The sequence below is a fragment of the Nocardia iowensis genome, from assembly GCF_019222765.1.
Taxonomy (GTDB): Bacteria; Actinomycetota; Actinomycetes; order Mycobacteriales; family Mycobacteriaceae; genus Nocardia; species Nocardia iowensis.
On record NZ_CP078145.1, the window covers coordinates 4470345 to 4485488 of the forward strand.

Annotated in this window: 10 protein-coding genes; 5 read left to right on the forward strand and 5 right to left on the reverse strand. The window is 66.4% G+C overall.

Annotated elements, in window-relative coordinates; all coding sequences use genetic code 11:
* Nucleotides 1-12 precede the first annotated feature (12 nt).
* The 3 genes from KV110_RS20620 to KV110_RS20630 are packed head-to-tail and all read left to right on the forward strand — an operon-like array spanning nt 13 to nt 3330.
* The gene (locus KV110_RS20620) at nt 13-1605 is read left to right on the forward strand and encodes a succinic semialdehyde dehydrogenase (RefSeq protein WP_218478047.1); all 1593 of its coding nucleotides are present in this window, start codon (nt 13-15) and stop codon (nt 1603-1605) included.
* A 16-nt stretch (nt 1606-1621) separates the two neighbouring features.
* A complete protein-coding gene (locus KV110_RS20625; RefSeq protein ID WP_218478049.1) occupies nt 1622-2848 on the forward strand; it encodes a cytochrome P450 in 1227 nt (408 codons plus the stop codon).
* On the forward strand, nt 2845-3330 hold the full coding sequence (locus tag KV110_RS20630) for a glutathione peroxidase (protein WP_218478051.1): 486 nt from the start codon (nt 2845-2847) through the stop codon (nt 3328-3330). The genes KV110_RS20625 and KV110_RS20630 overlap by 4 nt, the downstream gene beginning before the upstream one ends.
* A 55-nt stretch (nt 3331-3385) precedes the next feature.
* Here KV110_RS20630 and KV110_RS20635 read toward each other — a convergent pair whose 3' ends face one another.
* A complete protein-coding gene (locus tag KV110_RS20635; RefSeq protein WP_218478052.1) occupies nt 3386-4738 on the reverse strand; it encodes a cytochrome P450 in 1353 nt (450 codons plus the stop codon).
* Nucleotides 4739-4781: 43 nt separating this feature from the next.
* On the opposite strand from KV110_RS20635, the gene KV110_RS20640 reads away from it, so the two are divergent.
* The gene (locus KV110_RS20640; protein ID WP_281427659.1) at nt 4782-5999 is read left to right on the forward strand and encodes an MCE family protein; all 1218 of its coding nucleotides are present in this window, start codon (nt 4782-4784) and stop codon (nt 5997-5999) included.
* Between the two features lie 81 nt (nt 6000-6080).
* Here the strand turns inward: KV110_RS20640 and KV110_RS20645 are convergent, their stop codons facing one another.
* From KV110_RS20645 to KV110_RS20655, 3 genes are all read right to left on the reverse strand, one after another.
* Entirely contained in the window at nt 6081-7445 is a 1365-nt protein-coding gene (locus tag KV110_RS20645; protein ID WP_218468925.1) for an NtaA/DmoA family FMN-dependent monooxygenase, read from the reverse strand.
* 18 nt (nt 7446-7463) lie between these two features.
* Nucleotides 7464-8513 (reverse strand): LLM class flavin-dependent oxidoreductase, encoded by a 1050-nt coding sequence (locus tag KV110_RS20650; RefSeq protein WP_218468926.1) that lies wholly within the window; start codon nt 8511-8513, stop codon nt 7464-7466.
* Between the two features lie 176 nt (nt 8514-8689).
* Complete coding sequence (locus KV110_RS20655) at nt 8690-10141, reverse strand: MFS transporter (protein WP_246633872.1); 1452 nt, start codon at nt 10139-10141, stop codon at nt 8690-8692.
* A 239-nt stretch (nt 10142-10380) separates the two neighbouring features.
* Between KV110_RS20655 and car the strand changes: the two genes are divergently transcribed.
* Entirely contained in the window at nt 10381-13905 is a 3525-nt protein-coding gene (car, locus tag KV110_RS20660) for a carboxylic acid reductase (RefSeq protein WP_218468927.1), read from the forward strand.
* A 6-nt stretch (nt 13906-13911) separates the two neighbouring features.
* On the opposite strand, the gene KV110_RS20665 is transcribed toward car, so the two are convergent.
* Nucleotides 13912-15078: a glycosyltransferase 87 family protein gene (locus KV110_RS20665; protein ID WP_218468928.1), complete on the reverse strand. Its 1167-nt coding sequence runs from the start codon at nt 15076-15078 to the stop codon at nt 13912-13914.
* Nucleotides 15079-15144: the final 66 nt, after the last annotated feature.

Genomic DNA, 15144 nt, shown 5'->3' on the forward strand with positions numbered 1-15144 from the left:
GGAGAAGTCCCAATGAGTACTGAGACCAAGAACAGTCCGACGGCAGTCCTGCCCACGCGGATCACCGGAGCACTGATCGAGCGGTTGACCGACCTGGTCGCCGCCGACGGTAACGCCGCACCGTACTCGATGACCGAGGTCTACACCGGCGCCGCGGTCGGTGAGCTCCCGCAGTCCACGCCGGACAACGTGATCGCGGCGGCCTCGACCGCCCGTGCGGCACACCAGGAGTGGGCCGCTTTACCGCTGCGCACCAGGCTGCGTGTCTTCGAGCGGATGCACGAGTTGATCCTGACCGAGGTCGAGACCATCGCCGATCTCATCCAGATCGGCTGCGGCAAGACCCGCCGGATGGCGGTCGAGGAATCCTGCGACGTGCCGATGGTTATCAGCCACTACCTGAAGACCGCGCGCCGCGTGCTGCGCGCGAGGCGGCGCGGCGGTCCGATGCCGATCCTGACCACCTCGACCGAGGAACACCGGCCCAAGGGACTGGTCGCCGTGATCGCGCCGTGGAACTTCCCGTTTGCCATCGCGCTGTCCGACGCCATGCCCGCGCTGATGGCGGGCAACGGCGTAATTCTCAAGCCGGACAACAAGACCGCGTTGTGTGTCCTCTACGGCGTCGAACTGCTGCATCGGGCCGGGTTGCCGCGCGGGCTGGTCCAGGTCGTCTGCGGCGAGGGTCCCGACATCGGTCCGACGTTGATCGACAACGTCGACTTCGTCATGTTCACCGGCTCGACCGCCACCGGCCGGGTGGTCGGCGAACAGGCCGGGCGCAACCTCATCGGGTGCAGCCTCGAACTGGGCGGCAAGAACCCGATGATCGTGCTCGACGACGCGAACCTCGACGAGGTGATCCCCGGCGCGGCGTTCTCGGTGTTCGCCAACTCGGGCCAGGCCTGCATGCACATCGAACGGATCTACGTGCACCGCAGCCGCTATGACGAGTTCGTGCGCCGATTGGTCGCCGCCGCTGAGGAACTGAACAGCAAGATCGGCGCCGCGTACGACTACAACCCGGAATTCGGGTCGCTGGTGTCGGCTCAGCACATGGAACGGGTCGCCGCACACGTCGAGGATGCCCGAGCCAAGGGGGCGACTGTGCTGACCGGCGGCAAGGTGCGGCCGGACGTCGGACCCGCGTTCTACGAGGCGACCGTGCTCACCGGCGTCACGCCGGAGATGACGCACGCGACGATGGAGACGTTCGGCCCGGTCGTGAGCGTTTATCCGTTCGATGACGAGCAGGAAGCCATCCGACTCGCCAACGACACCGACTACGGCCTGAACGCGAGCGTGTGGAGCCGAGACCTGGCCCGCGCCAACCGCATTGCCGCCCGACTCCAGGCGGGCAATATCAACATCAACGACGGCTTCGTGGCCACCTATGCCGCCAAGGCGACGCCGTCGGGCGGGGTGAAGCAGTCCGGCGTCGGGACGCGGCACGGTGATCAGGGACTGCTCAAGTACACCGACACGGTGAACGTCGGGGTGCTCAAGCGTCAGGTGTTGTCCGCGCGTGCGGGGCAGCCGTACGAGAAGCAATTGAAGATGACGCTGACGTCCTTGCGGCTGATGCGTAGAACCAGGCTGCGCTGAGCCCAAGGAGGTAGCCGTGGCGACACCGTCGTTGCCGGCCGGATTCGACTTCACCGATCCGGCGCTGTGGGAGACACGAAGGCCCGTCGAGGAATTCGCGATGCTGCGCCGGACCGCTCCGGTGTGGTGGAATCCGCAGCCCGATGATCACTCGGGTGGATTCCGCGACGGCGGCTACTGGGTGGTCAGCAAGCTCGCTGACGTGAAGGAGATTTCGCGCAATGCGGAGCTGTTCTCGTCCGAGCGCAAAGGCTCGATCATTCGGCTGTCCGATGACATCACCCCCGAGCAGCAGGCGGCGTCGAGTGTGCTGCTGGTGAATATGGATCCGCCGAAACATTCCAAGTTTCGCAGGATCATCACGAAAGGCTTCACGCCGCGCGCGGTGGAGGGACTGCGCGCCGCATTGACCGAACGAGCGCATGCCATTGTGCACGAGGCGAAAAAAGCGGGCGGTGGAAACTTTGTCGAGCAGGTCGCCTGTGAGCTGCCGTTGCAGGCGATCGCCGAGCTGATCGGCGTGCCGCAGGCGGATCGGCGAAAGCTGTTCGATTGGTCGAACCAGATGCTCAGCTACGACGACCCGGATTACGGCGATCCCGCGCTCGCCTCGACCGAAATCCTCGGCTATGCCTGGAACATGGCCGAGCAGCGGCGCGGCCATCCGGCGGGGGATATCGTGTCGGAACTCGTGCACGCCGACGTCGACGGTGAGTCGCTGGGCTCCGACGAATTCGGCTTCTTCGTCATCCTGCTTTCGGTGGCGGGCAATGAAACGACACGCAATGCCATTACGCACGGCATGAAGGCATTCGTGGACAATCCGGAGCAGTGGGAGCTGTACAAGGCGCAGCGGCCGCGCACCGCGCCGGACGAGATCGTCCGTTGGGCCACGCCGGTGTCCGCGTTCCAGCGCACGGCTACCGCGGACACCGAGCTCGGCGGCCAAGTGATCCGGCAGGGCCAGCGGCTCGGGCTGTTCTACGGCTCGGCCAACTTCGACGAGGACGCGTTCACCGATCCGTTCACCTTCGATGTGCTGCGCGACCCCAATCCGCATGTCGGTTTCGGCGGCACCGGCGCGCACTACTGCGTCGGCGCGAACCTGGCCCGGTTGGAAATCGACCTCATGTTCAACGCCATCGCCGACGCCATGCCCAAGATCACCGAAGTGGCCGATCCGGTACGGTTGCGGTCGGGGTGGATCAACGGAATCAAGAATTGGCAGGTCCGATACGAATGAATCTTCGAGACGTACCGCTACAGACACTGAGCGGGGAACCCGCGACGCTGGCGAAGTTGGCAGGCGACAACGTGGTGCTGCTGGTCAACGTCGCATCGAAATGCGGGCTCACGCCGCAATACGCCGGTCTGGTCGAGTTGCAGAAGTCCTACGGACCGCGCGGACTCAGCGTGGTCGGGGTGCCGTGCAACCAGTTCATGGGGCAGGAACCCGGCTCGGCCGAGGAGATCCAGCAGTTCTGTTCGACCACCTACGGCGTCGACTTCCCGCTGCTGGCGAAGACCGACGTCAACGGCGAAAACCAGCATCCGCTGTATGCGACGCTGGTCGAGACGGCCGACGCCGACGGTGCGGCAGGGGATGTTCAGTGGAACTTCGAGAAGTTCCTGATCGACCGGGACGGTAAGGTCGCCGGACGATTCCGGCCGACCGTCGCACCGGACGCGCCCGAGCTCGTCGCCGCGGTGGAATCGCTGCTCTGAGTGCAAAATTCGTGGCCCGGTCCCGCCGACGGCGGGACCGGGCCACGAATCATGTTCAGCGCCGCCGCTTTCGGTAGCGCACCGTGCATGGTTGCAGCAGCTGCACAACCATCTTGCTGTGGTCGTTGCGGTAACTCTCCGACGGCTGCGCCATCTCGAACTCCCAGTCCCGGAGCAGGATCGAGAAGATCGCCTTCAACTGCATCAGCGCGAACGCCGCACCGACGCAGCGATGCCGACCGGCCCCGAACGGGATCCAGGTCCACCGATTGACGATGTCCTCCTGCTTCGGGTCCAAGTAGCGGCCCGGATCGAACAGGTCCGGATTCGGAAAGTCGTCCGCGATGCGGTTGGAAACGGCAGGTGTGGCGGCCACCAGCTCGCCCGGCGCGATGCGATGCCCGCACACCTCGAAATCACCGCGCGCGACCCGCATCAGCACGATCAGCGGCGGATGCAGGCGCAGCGTCTCCTTGATGACGGCTTCGAGGTTCGGGATCTGGCGGAGCGCGCCGAAACTGATGTCGGAACCGTCGGCGTACAGCTCGTCGAGTTCATCGACAACCTGCCGCAGCTGGTCGGGGTGGCGGAGTAGTTCGATGACGGTCCACGCCGCGGTACCCGAGGTGGTGTGATGCCCCGCGAACATCATCGAGATGAACATTCCGGTGATCTCGCTGGCACTGAATCGCGGTGTTCCGTGCTCGTCTTTGATCGAAACGAGGACGTCGAGCATGTCCCGGTCGTCCTTGCCCGCGGGGGGATTCGCGGCGCGGGTGTCCATGATGCCCTGGACCAGCTCGACCAGTTCCGCCCGCGCGGCGTCCCGGCGGCGGAAGCTCTCGATGGGGGCGTAGGGGTCTACGTAGGCCAGCGCATCGGTTCCACGCTCCAGGTCGTGGTAGAGCCTGGCGAAGCGCTCGTCGAGTTCGTCGCGGAACTTGACGCCGATGAGGCAGGCGGACGAGGTGTAGATGGTCAGCTCGGCGAAGAAGTCGAGCAGGTCGATCTCGCCCGCGTCGCCCCAGCGCGCCAGCATCCGATCCACCTCGCGGCCGATCGTGGCGGCATGCCCGCGCATCTGCTCGGCGCGCAACGCTTGATTGTGCAGCATCTCCTTGCGCCGCTCCGGCGGCGCGTCGAAGACCACGCCCTCCCCGAAGATCGGCTTCATGAACGGATACGCGGCCGCCTGATCCAGATCCTCGTCGCCGGACCGGAAGAAGAACTCGTTCGCCTCGGCGCCGGACAGCAGGATCACCTGGCGCCCGGCCAGCTCGAACGATCCGACGTCCCCGCACTCCGCCCGTACCCGGCGCATCAATCCGATCGGATCACTCCGAAACTCTTCGAGATGCCCGTGCTCCTGCTGTCCGCCCGAAACGCGTTGTGGCGTAACCAGAGTCATCGGAATCCTCCCGGGGATCGCGGTCCGGATCTATCATGGACACGTGTCTGGACAGTACTACGACACGGGTGACCGGGCAAGATGGTCGCTGTGGTCGGCGGTGCGATTGAAGCTGGCCGCGGCGGCGATGGTGGTCACGCTGGTCGCGATAGTCGTTGCGGCCCTTTCGATGTTCGCGGGCCGTTACGGTGCGACGGCCACCGTCACCGTGGACGCGCCGCGCAGTGGGCTGGTGCTCGACCCCGCCGCGAAGGTGAAGCTGCGTGGGGTGGAGATCGGGCGGGTGGCGTCGGTGCGCCGGGCGGCCGACCGGGTGTTGCTGGGGCTGGAGCTCGATCCCGAAGCGCTGAAGCTCGTTCCGGCGAACGTGCGCGTTGATATCCGCTCCACCACGATATTCGGCGCGAAGTACGTGAATTTGGTTGTCCCGCAGCTGCCGTCAGCCGAACCGCTGCGTGAGGGCGCGACGGTGTCCGCGGCGGCGGTGACGGTCGAATTCAACACGCTGTTCGAACATCTCACGCAAATCCTGGCGAAGGTGGCACCGGAACGGCTCAATGCCACCCTCACCGCCCTCGGAACCGCGCTCCAGGGCCGCGGCGAAAGACTCGGTGACCTGCTGGCGCGCGCCGACGCCTATCTGAAGGACCTCAACCCGAGCCTGCCCGCCCTGCACCGCGACACGATCGCTACAGCCGAGGTCAGCGGGCTGTATGCAGATACCCTCGAAGATCTGTTGCGTACCACGGCGAATGTCACGTCGACGAGCACGACGATCGCCGACCGGGAGTCCGAGGTGGACGCGTTGCTGGTGAACGTCATCGGACTCGCCGACACCACCTCGGCCGTGCTCACCGAAAACGAACAGTCCGCCAGCGCGGCCCTCGACCTGCTCCGTCCTACCACCGGCCTGCTGAATGCGTATGAGCCCGCACTGAATTGCCTGATCCGCGGTCTCGCCCAGGCATTGCCCGCGGCCGAATCCTTCGTCGGCGGTGTGCAACCGGGCGCGGTCTTCTTTGCCGGTTTCATGACCGGCGGGGAACCGTACACCTATCCCGACGACCTGCCGAAGGTCAATGCCACCGGTGGCCCGCACTGCGGCGGCATACTTGATCGCATACCCGGCAGCCACGCCCCGTACATCGTCACCGACACCGGCGAGCGGACCCCCTACGCGCCGTCCACCGCGGTGGTAGTCAACGGGCCCAAGATATTCCAGCTGCTGTTCGCCGGGCTTCCTGGCGTGACGCCCCCGTAATGGCACCGCACAGAGCATCCATACTCCACACAGAGCTTGTAGCCCTTGTGGAGGGTATGGGCCCTCTGTGAGTGCGGCGGCTCAGCTGCGGTGGGTGAGGGGTTCGGGGAGGGCTAGGTGGTGGCGGAGGGTGGTGCCGGTGTATTCGGTGCGGTAGACGCCTCGTTCCTGGAGCTCGGGGATCAGCCAGTCGACTATTTCGTCCAGCCCGGTGGGCACGAGGTAGGGGGAGACGTTGAAGCCGTCGACGGCGCCGTGGCGGACCCAGCGGGCGAGTTCGTCGGCTACCTGGGCGGGAGTGCCCGCGAAGCCCGAACGTTCGGTGGTGGCGATGACCACTTCACGGAGGGAGAGGTTTTCGGCTTCGGCGCGGGCTCGCCATTCGCGGGCGATGGCGTGCGGGTCTTGGCCGTGACGGGGCGCGCCGCGGGTTTCGGAGATGGCGCGGTGTTCGGGATCTTCGGTGGGAAGCGGGCCGTCGGGGTCCAGGTGGGAGAGGTCGCGGCCCCAGACCTGCCCGGCCAGGGACAAGGCGGTTTGGCCGGTGTACTGGCCGTCCTTGACCCAGCGGACCTTCTCTTCGACTTCGGATTCCTTCTCCGCCAATACGATCTGAGTGCCGGGGAGGATCTTGATGTCGTCGTCGGGACGCCCCGCAGCGCGGAGCCGGGCCCGGATGTCATCGGCGAAGGCGAGTGCTTCGTCGAAATGTGTTCCGTGCCTGGAGAAGATGACCTCGGCGTGGGTGGCGGCGAAGTCGCGGCCGGTGGGGGAGTCACCGGCTTGGAAGATGACGGGGTGGCCCTGAGGGCTGCGCGGCAGCGTGGGTGTGATCGTGACCTGGAAGTGGTCACTGGATCTTTCGACCGGACGGATGGCGTCCTCGCTTGCCCAGGACGCGCTCTGCTGGGAGGCGGCGATGGCCCCGTCGCGCCACGAATCCCAGATGGCGCGGGCGATGTCGAGGAACTCCCCGGCTCGCTCGTAGCGCTGCGCGTGCTCCAGATAGCCACCGCGACGGAAGTTTTCGCCGGTCCAGGCGTTATCGGTAGTGACGGCATTCCATCCGGCGCGGCCGCCGGAGATCAGGTCGAGGCCACTCAAGCGGCGCGCCAGATCGGCGGGCTCGTTGTAGGTGGTGTTCTGGGTGGCGACCAGGCCGATGTGCCGGGTGACACCGGCCAGTGCGGCCAACTGGGCGATCGCGTCCGGCCTGCCCGCGATGTCCAATTCGAGGATCTTGCCGTCCTGCTCGCGCAGCCGCAGCCCCTCGCCGAGGAAGAACGCGTCGAACAAGCCGCGCTCGGCGGTCTGCGCGACGCGCCGGAAGGTCTCGAAGTCGATCTGCGAGCCGCTGGCCGGATCGGACCAGATGGTGGTGTGGTTGACGCCCTGGAAGAACACACCGAAATGGAGCTGGGCGTCCGGACGTGGCGGGACTGTCATGTCGTTGGCTCCTGTCGGTCAGTGCGCCGCGGCATAGCGATTGGCGGGACGGGCCAGCCCGAGGTTCGCGCGCAGCGTCGAGCCGGGCACCGGACGGTGCGTGACGCCGGTACGCAGCAGCGCGGGCAGCACCTCGCGGGTCAGTACCGGCAGGTCTTCATCGATGACCGCCGGGTGCAGGCGCACGCCGTCGAGGTGGGCGCTGAGGTGGGTCAGCAGATCGACGAGAGCGGCCGCCGATCCGGAAAAAGCCAGCCGGGCGGGAGAATTCGAGGGCGCGACACCGAACCGTTCGACGGCGGTCGCGCCGGGCGTATCCAGGGTGACGTCGATTTCGGCGAAGGCCAGCGGCGTACCCGCTGATCGGGCCTGCTCCGCCGATTCGATCGCGGCGGCGACCGAATCGGCCGCGACGAGCCGGACGTCGACGTCACCGTCGGCACCCAATACCACCGGTTGCCCCTGCGGCGGGCGTGGCACGATCGCCGGGCCTTTCACCGAGAACGTCGCCCCGCGAAAGTCGATGTAGTGCAGTTTGTTCCGGTCCAGGAAGCGCCCGTTGGGGTGGTCGCGGATTACCGCGTCGTCTTCCCACGAGTCCCACAGGCGACGCGTCACCTCGATGGAATCGCGGTATTCCCTGGCGAGTTCGTCCTCGCCGGTGATCCGCGGGCGGCCCCAGGCGGCGGCAGCGCGCGGGTCATCGATGCGTTCGGCGATCCATCCGGCCCGGCCGCGTGACGCATAGTCGAGCGTCGCGATCTGCGAGGAGGTGTGAAACGGTTCGGCGTAAGTGGTTTCGACCGTCGGGACCAAGCCGATGGTGCTGGTGGCCGCCGCGACGAACGAGGCCCGCGTCACCGCATCGATGCGGCCCGCGACGGCGTCGGGTGGCAGGATGGAATCGGCGAAGGTGGCGAGCGTGCAGCCCGCGTTCTCGGCCGCGGCGACGCGGGTGCGCAGGGTCTCGCCGGTCAGCAGACGATCCGGCGCATGCGTGGCGCGTCGCCACGCGTCGGGGTGGAAGCCTTCGCCGTCGAGTTCGATACCGAGCGCGAAAACGCCCATCCGACACCTTCTTCCGTGCTGCGATCGAAGGGCAGTGACAACGCCATTGTCGGCGGCGCAGCCCTCCTCGAGCATGCAATTCGGTGCGGTTGGGCGCGACGGTTTACCTCGGGGTGATTCGAAGACGACCGCGACGTAACGAATCCCGGGCTCGCTCGAGCCCGGGACTCCGCGGACTACCGCGCGGCGCGGGCCGAAAGACCCGCTGCGAGCAGCACCGTCACTCCTTCCGCGATGGCCGTGCCGCCGAGTGCGTGCGCCGCGGACAGCGTCGTGCTACCGGCCAGCCCGAGGAACAGCGTGCCGAAGGAGGCGATACCGACCACGATGCCGAGCTGCACATTGGTCACCAGGATTCCGCTGGCGTCCGCGGCCAGGTTCATCGGCACCTTGGCCAGCGTCCGCGTCATCAGCGGACTGAACGCCAGCCCGTTGCCCATACCGCAGATCGCCAGCAGTACCAGCACGAGCTCCCCGACGTCCGCACCGTTGCGCAGCAGCGCGCCGATGGCGACCATGCTCGCCGCGGCCAGCACCAGACCGAGCGGAATCATGCTGGTGTGCAAGCGATTCGGGATGCGCTCCCAGTTCAGGCTGGCGAGCGCGAACGTCACGCCCATCGGAATGAACAGCAGACCGGCATGCAATGCGCTGTAACCGAGAGTGCTCTGCAGATGGATGGCCATCACGAACATCCACCCGCCGAAGGTCGCCATGATCACGAACAGCGTCGCGGCGGCGAGCAGCAGTCCCGGCGCGGCCAGCACCCGGTGCGAGAAGAGCGGTTCACCACCACGCGCCGCGACCGACCGCTCGATCCCGACAAACACCGCGAAGCCGATCACACAGGCGCCCAACGAAATCCACGACCAGACCGGCCAATCCAATTCCGGGCCGAGCACCAACGGGAGTACCAATGCCAGTACCGCCGCCGTCAGCATGGTGAGCCCCGACAGGTCGAGGTTGCGATCGAAGCGCTGGGTCGCCGTGGGCAGAATTCGCGGCGCGAGCACCAGCAGCACCACGCCGATCGGCACATTGACCAGGAACACCCCGCGCCAGCCGCTGCCCCACAGATCGGCGCTGACGATCAGCCCGCCGAGCACCTGCCCGGCGACCATGCCGCCGGAGATGATCGCCGAGTACACGCTGAGCGCCTTGGCCCGCGCATGACCGGTGAAGTTTCGCTGAATGAGCGTCATGATCTGCGGCACCATTGCCGCCGCTCCGACGCCCTGGGCGAACCGGAACACGATGAGTGCGGTCTCGTTCCAGGCCAGCCCGCAGGCCAGCGACGCGGCCGTGAACAGGGCCAATCCGGCGATGAACATCCGCCGCTGAGTGAATCGGTCGCCGAGCCGTGCGCCGGTCACCAGCAGCACGGCGTAGGCGATCACGTAACCGGCCACGATCAGCTGCAAGGCAGCGCCGGAGGTGTGCAGGGAATCGCGAATCGACGGAATCGCGACATTGACGATGGAGGAGTCGAGCACCGCCATGAACTGGCCGGTGAGGATCACCGTGAGGATGGCCAGGGTGCGCCGCGCACCGTACGCGGCCGGTGGAGCTGCCGGGGGCGCGACAACCGGCGATGCGGTGGCCGGGTCCGGCGACAAGATCTGGGTCATATGCTGATCTTGCGAGCTCGATGACACCGGTAACAGGAGCCCATTAAAACTGGTACCGGCAATACCTGGATAAGCGGTCGGATCCTGGGCCGCTGCGGTGGAGTGGCCGCCGTTCCGGCCCGATGTGGCCAAGACCACTCGAGTCACCGCCGCGTATCACCTTCCCGGAAGTATTTACTTAGGCTAACGTGTTTTACGGGTTGCAGGGCTTTTCCTACTTATGACAAGGGAGGCTTGCCATGGCAGTGGATTCACCGGATGAGCGGCTACAGCGCCGCATTGCACAGTTGTTTGCAGAAGATGAGCAGGTCAAGGCCGCACGTCCGCTCGAAGCGGTGAGCGCGGCGGTGAGCGCGCCCGGTATGCGGCTGGCGCAGATCGCCGCCACTGTTATGGCGGGTTACGCCGACCGCCCGGCCGCCGGGCAGCGTGCGTTCGAACTGAACACCGACGACGCGACGGGCCGCACCTCGCTGCGGTTACTTCCCCGATTCGAGACCATCACCTATCGCGAACTGTGGCAGCGAGTCGGCGAGGTTGCCGCGGCCTGGCATCATGATCCCGAGAACCCCTTGCGCGCAGGTGATTTCGTCGCCCTGCTCGGCTTCACCAGCATCGACTACGCCACCCTCGACCTGGCCGATATCCACCTCGGCGCGGTTACCGTGCCGTTGCAGGCCAGCGCGGCGGTGTCCCAGCTGATCGCTATCCTCACCGAGACTTCGCCGCGGCTGCTCGCCTCGACCCCGGAGCACCTCGATGCGGCGGTCGAGTGCCTACTCGCGGGCACCACACCGGAACGACTGGTGGTCTTCGACTACCACCCCGAGGACGACGACCAGCGTGCGGCCTTCGAATCCGCCCGCCGCCGCCTTGCCGACGCGGGCAGCTCGGTGATCGTCGAAACGCTCGATGCCGTGCGTGCCCGGGGCCGCGACTTACCGGCCGCGCCACTGTTCGTTCCCGACACCGACGACGACCCGCTGGCCCTGCTGATCTACACCTCCGGCAGCACCGGAACGCCGAAGGGCGCGATGTACACCAATCGGTTGGCCGCCACGATGTGGCAGGGGAACTCGATGCTGCAGGGGAACTCGCAACGGGTCGGGATCAATCTCAACTACATGCCGATGAGCCACATCGCCGGTCGCATATCGCTGTTCGGCGTGCTCGCTCGCGGTGGCACCGCATACTTCGCGGCCAAGAGCGACATGTCGACACTGTTCGAAGACATCGGCTTGGTACGTCCCACCGAGATCTTCTTCGTCCCGCGCGTGTGCGACATGGTCTTCCAGCGCTATCAGAGCGAGCTGGACCGGCGCTCGGTGGCGGGCGCCGACCTGGACACGCTCGATCGGGAAGTGAAAGCCGACCTCCGGCAGAACTACCTCGGTGGGCGCTTCCTGGTGGCGGTCGTCGGCAGCGCGCCGCTGGCCGCGGAGATGAAGACGTTCATGGAGTCCGTCCTCGATCTGCCACTGCACGACGGGTACGGGTCGACCGAGGCGGGCGCAAGCGTGCTGCTCGACAACCAGATCCAGCGGCCGCCGGTGCTCGATTACAAGCTCGTCGACGTGCCCGAACTGGGTTACTTCCGCACCGACCGGCCGCATCCGCGCGGTGAGCTGTTGTTGAAGGCGGAGACCACGATTCCGGGCTACTACAAGCGGCCCGAGGTCACCGCGGAGATCTTCGACGAGGACGGCTTCTACAAGACCGGCGATATCGTGGCCGAGCTCGAGCACGATCGGCTGGTCTATGTCGACCGTCGCAACAATGTGCTCAAACTGTCGCAGGGCGAGTTCGTGACCGTCGCCCATCTCGAGGCCGTGTTCGCCAGCAGCCCGCTGATCCGGCAGATCTTCATCTACGGCAGCAGCGAACGTTCCTATCTGCTCGCGGTGATCGTCCCCACCGACGACGCGCTGCGCGGCCGCGACACCGCCACCTTGAAATCGGCACTGGCCGAATCGATTCAGCGCATCGCCAAGGACGCGAACCTGCAGCCCTACGAGATTCCGCGCGATTTCCTGATCGAGACCGAGCCGTTCACCATCGCCAACGGACTGCTCTCCGGCATCGCGAAGCTGCTGCGCCCCAATCTGAAGGAACGCTACGGCGCTCAGCTGGAGCAGATGTACACCGATCTCGCGACAGGCCAGGCCGATGAGCTGCTCGCCCTGCGCCGCGAAGCCGCCGACCTGCCGGTGCTCGAAACCGTCAGCCGGGCAGCGAAAGCGATGCTCGGCGTCGCCTCCGCCGATATGCGTCCCGACGCGCACTTCACCGACCTGGGCGGCGATTCCCTTTCCGCGCTGTCGTTCTCGAACCTGCTGCACGAGATCTTCGGGGTCGAGGTGCCGGTGGGTGTCGTCGTCAGCCCGGCGAACGAGCTGCGCGATCTGGCGAATTACATTGAGGCGGAACGCAACTCGGGCGCGAAGCGTCCCACCTTCACCTCGGTGCACGGCGGCGGTTCCGAGATCCGCGCCGCCGATCTGACCCTCGACAAGTTCATCGATGCCCGCACCCTGGCCGCCGCCGACAGCATTCCGCACGCGCCGGTGCCAGCGCAGACGGTGCTGCTGACCGGCGCGAACGGCTACCTCGGCCGGTTCCTGTGCCTGGAATGGCTGGAGCGGCTGGACAAGACGGGTGGCACGCTGATCTGCGTCGTGCGCGGTAGTGACGCGGCCGCGGCCCGTAAACGGCTGGACTCGGCGTTCGACAGCGGCGATCCCGGCCTGCTCGAGCACTACCAGCAACTGGCCGCACGGACCCTGGAAGTCCTCGCCGGTGATATCGGCGACCCGAATCTCGGTCTGGACGACGCGACTTGGCAGCGGTTGGCCGAAACCGTCGACCTGATCGTCCATCCCGCCGCGTTGGTCAACCACGTCCTTCCCTACACCCAGCTGTTCGGCCCCAATGTCGTCGGCACCGCCGAAATCGTCCGGTTGGCGATCACGGCGCGGCGCAAGCCGGTCACCTACCTGTCGACCGTCGGAGTGGCCGACCAGGTCGACCCGGCGGAGTATCAGGAGGACAGCGACGTCCGCGAGATGAGCGCGGTGCGCGTCGTGCGCGAGAGTTACGCCAACGGCTACGGCAACAGCAAGTGGGCGGGGGAGGTCCTGCTGCGCGAAGCACACGATCTGTGTGGCTTGCCGGTCGCGGTGTTCCGTTCGGACATGATCCTGGCGCACAGCCGGTACGCGGGTCAGCTCAACGTCCAGGACGTGTTCACCCGGCTGATCCTCAGCCTGGTCGCCACCGGCATCGCGCCGTACTCGTTCTACCGAACCGACGCGGACGGCAACCGGCAGCGGGCCCACTACGACGGTCTGCCCGCCGATTTCACGGCGGCGGCGATCACCGCGCTCGGCATCCAAGCCACCGAAGGCTTCCGGACCTACGACGTGCTCAATCCGTACGACGATGGCATCTCCCTCGATGAATTCGTCGACTGGCTCGTCGAATCCGGCCACCCGATCCAGCGCATCACCGACTACAGCGACTGGTTCCACCGTTTCGAGACGGCGATCCGCGCGCTGCCGGAAAAGCAACGCCAGGCCTCGGTGCTGCCGTTGCTGGACGCCTACCGCAACCCCTGCCCGGCGGTCCGCGGCGCGATACTCCCGGCCAAGGAGTTCCAAGCGGCGGTGCAAACAGCCAAAATCGGTCCGGAACAGGACATCCCGCATTTGTCCGCGCCACTGATCGATAAGTACGTCAGCGATCTGGAACTGCTTCAGCTGCTCTGACGGATATCAGGCCGCCGCGCGCACCTCGTCGGTGCGTTCGGCGCCTTCGCGCCGGAGGCGAAACAGGAATACCGCCGAGCCACCCAGGACAGCGGCGTAGACGATGACGAAGCTGTTGATCAGGACCTGGGCGACCGGCCACCACGGCGGGAACAGGAACAGCCCGACGACAACGTAGTCCGGGCTGTATTCCCACGTCCACGCGCCGATCGAGACGAAGAGCGCGGCCGAGGCAAGCCACCACCACGGCTGCGACTGCGCCCTGTGCAGTAGATAGACGAACAGGGGAACGAACCACACCCAGTGGTGGTCCCAGGAGAACGGCGAGACCGCGCAGGCGGTGAGGCCGGCGAGGGTGACCGCGAGGAGCTGTTCGCCACGCCGATACAGGCCGATGGTGACGGCCAGACTCGCCAGCGCGACGGAGCCCGCGATGAGCAGCCACAGCCACACCGGCGCCGGGTGATGGGTCAGGTGCGCGATGGCGCCGCGGATGGATTGATTGGACGGGTGCATATCGTCCGCGATCCGATTGGACTGGAAGAACGTCGAGGTCCAGTACTGCCGGGAATCGGCGGGCAGCACGATCCAGGCGAGGACGATGGACGCGATGAACACCGCCACGGCGGTGCACGCGGACCGCCACTGCCGCAACGCGAGGAATTGCACGACGAAGTAGCCAGGGACGAGCTTGATGCCCGCCGCCACCCCGACGCCGAGGCCGCGCAGCTTGCTGCGGTCGGGCCGGGAGAAGTCCCACAGCACCAGCAGCATCAGCATCAGGTTGATCTGGCCGTAGAACAGCGTTGTCCGGACGGGCTCGATGAACGCGCAGGTGAGCGCCAGTAGGGCGCTGACGACGGCCAGTCTGGCGTTGATCCGGTACCCGAGGATGCGCCAGCTGATCAGGACGCACCCGAACATGGCGATCAGGTTCAGCACCAGCCAGGTGTCGGCGACATATAACCACGGAATTCGCGTGATGGGGATGAACGCGATAGTGGAGAAGGGCGTGTAGGTGTACAGAAGCCCAGCGATGGTCGGCTCGGTATAGAGCGGCAGTCCGTGCAGGATGCGCCACGCGCCGTCCCGATACACGTGCACGTCGAGCCCGCCGTCCAGGATGCCTGCCCGTTCCAGCCACGGATCGACCGTGGTGAACAGCAGGATCACCGCCAGAACGGCGCTTGCGGCCAGTATGAAAAGCGTTGGGCCCCTGCGTGGAAATTCCAGCATCCG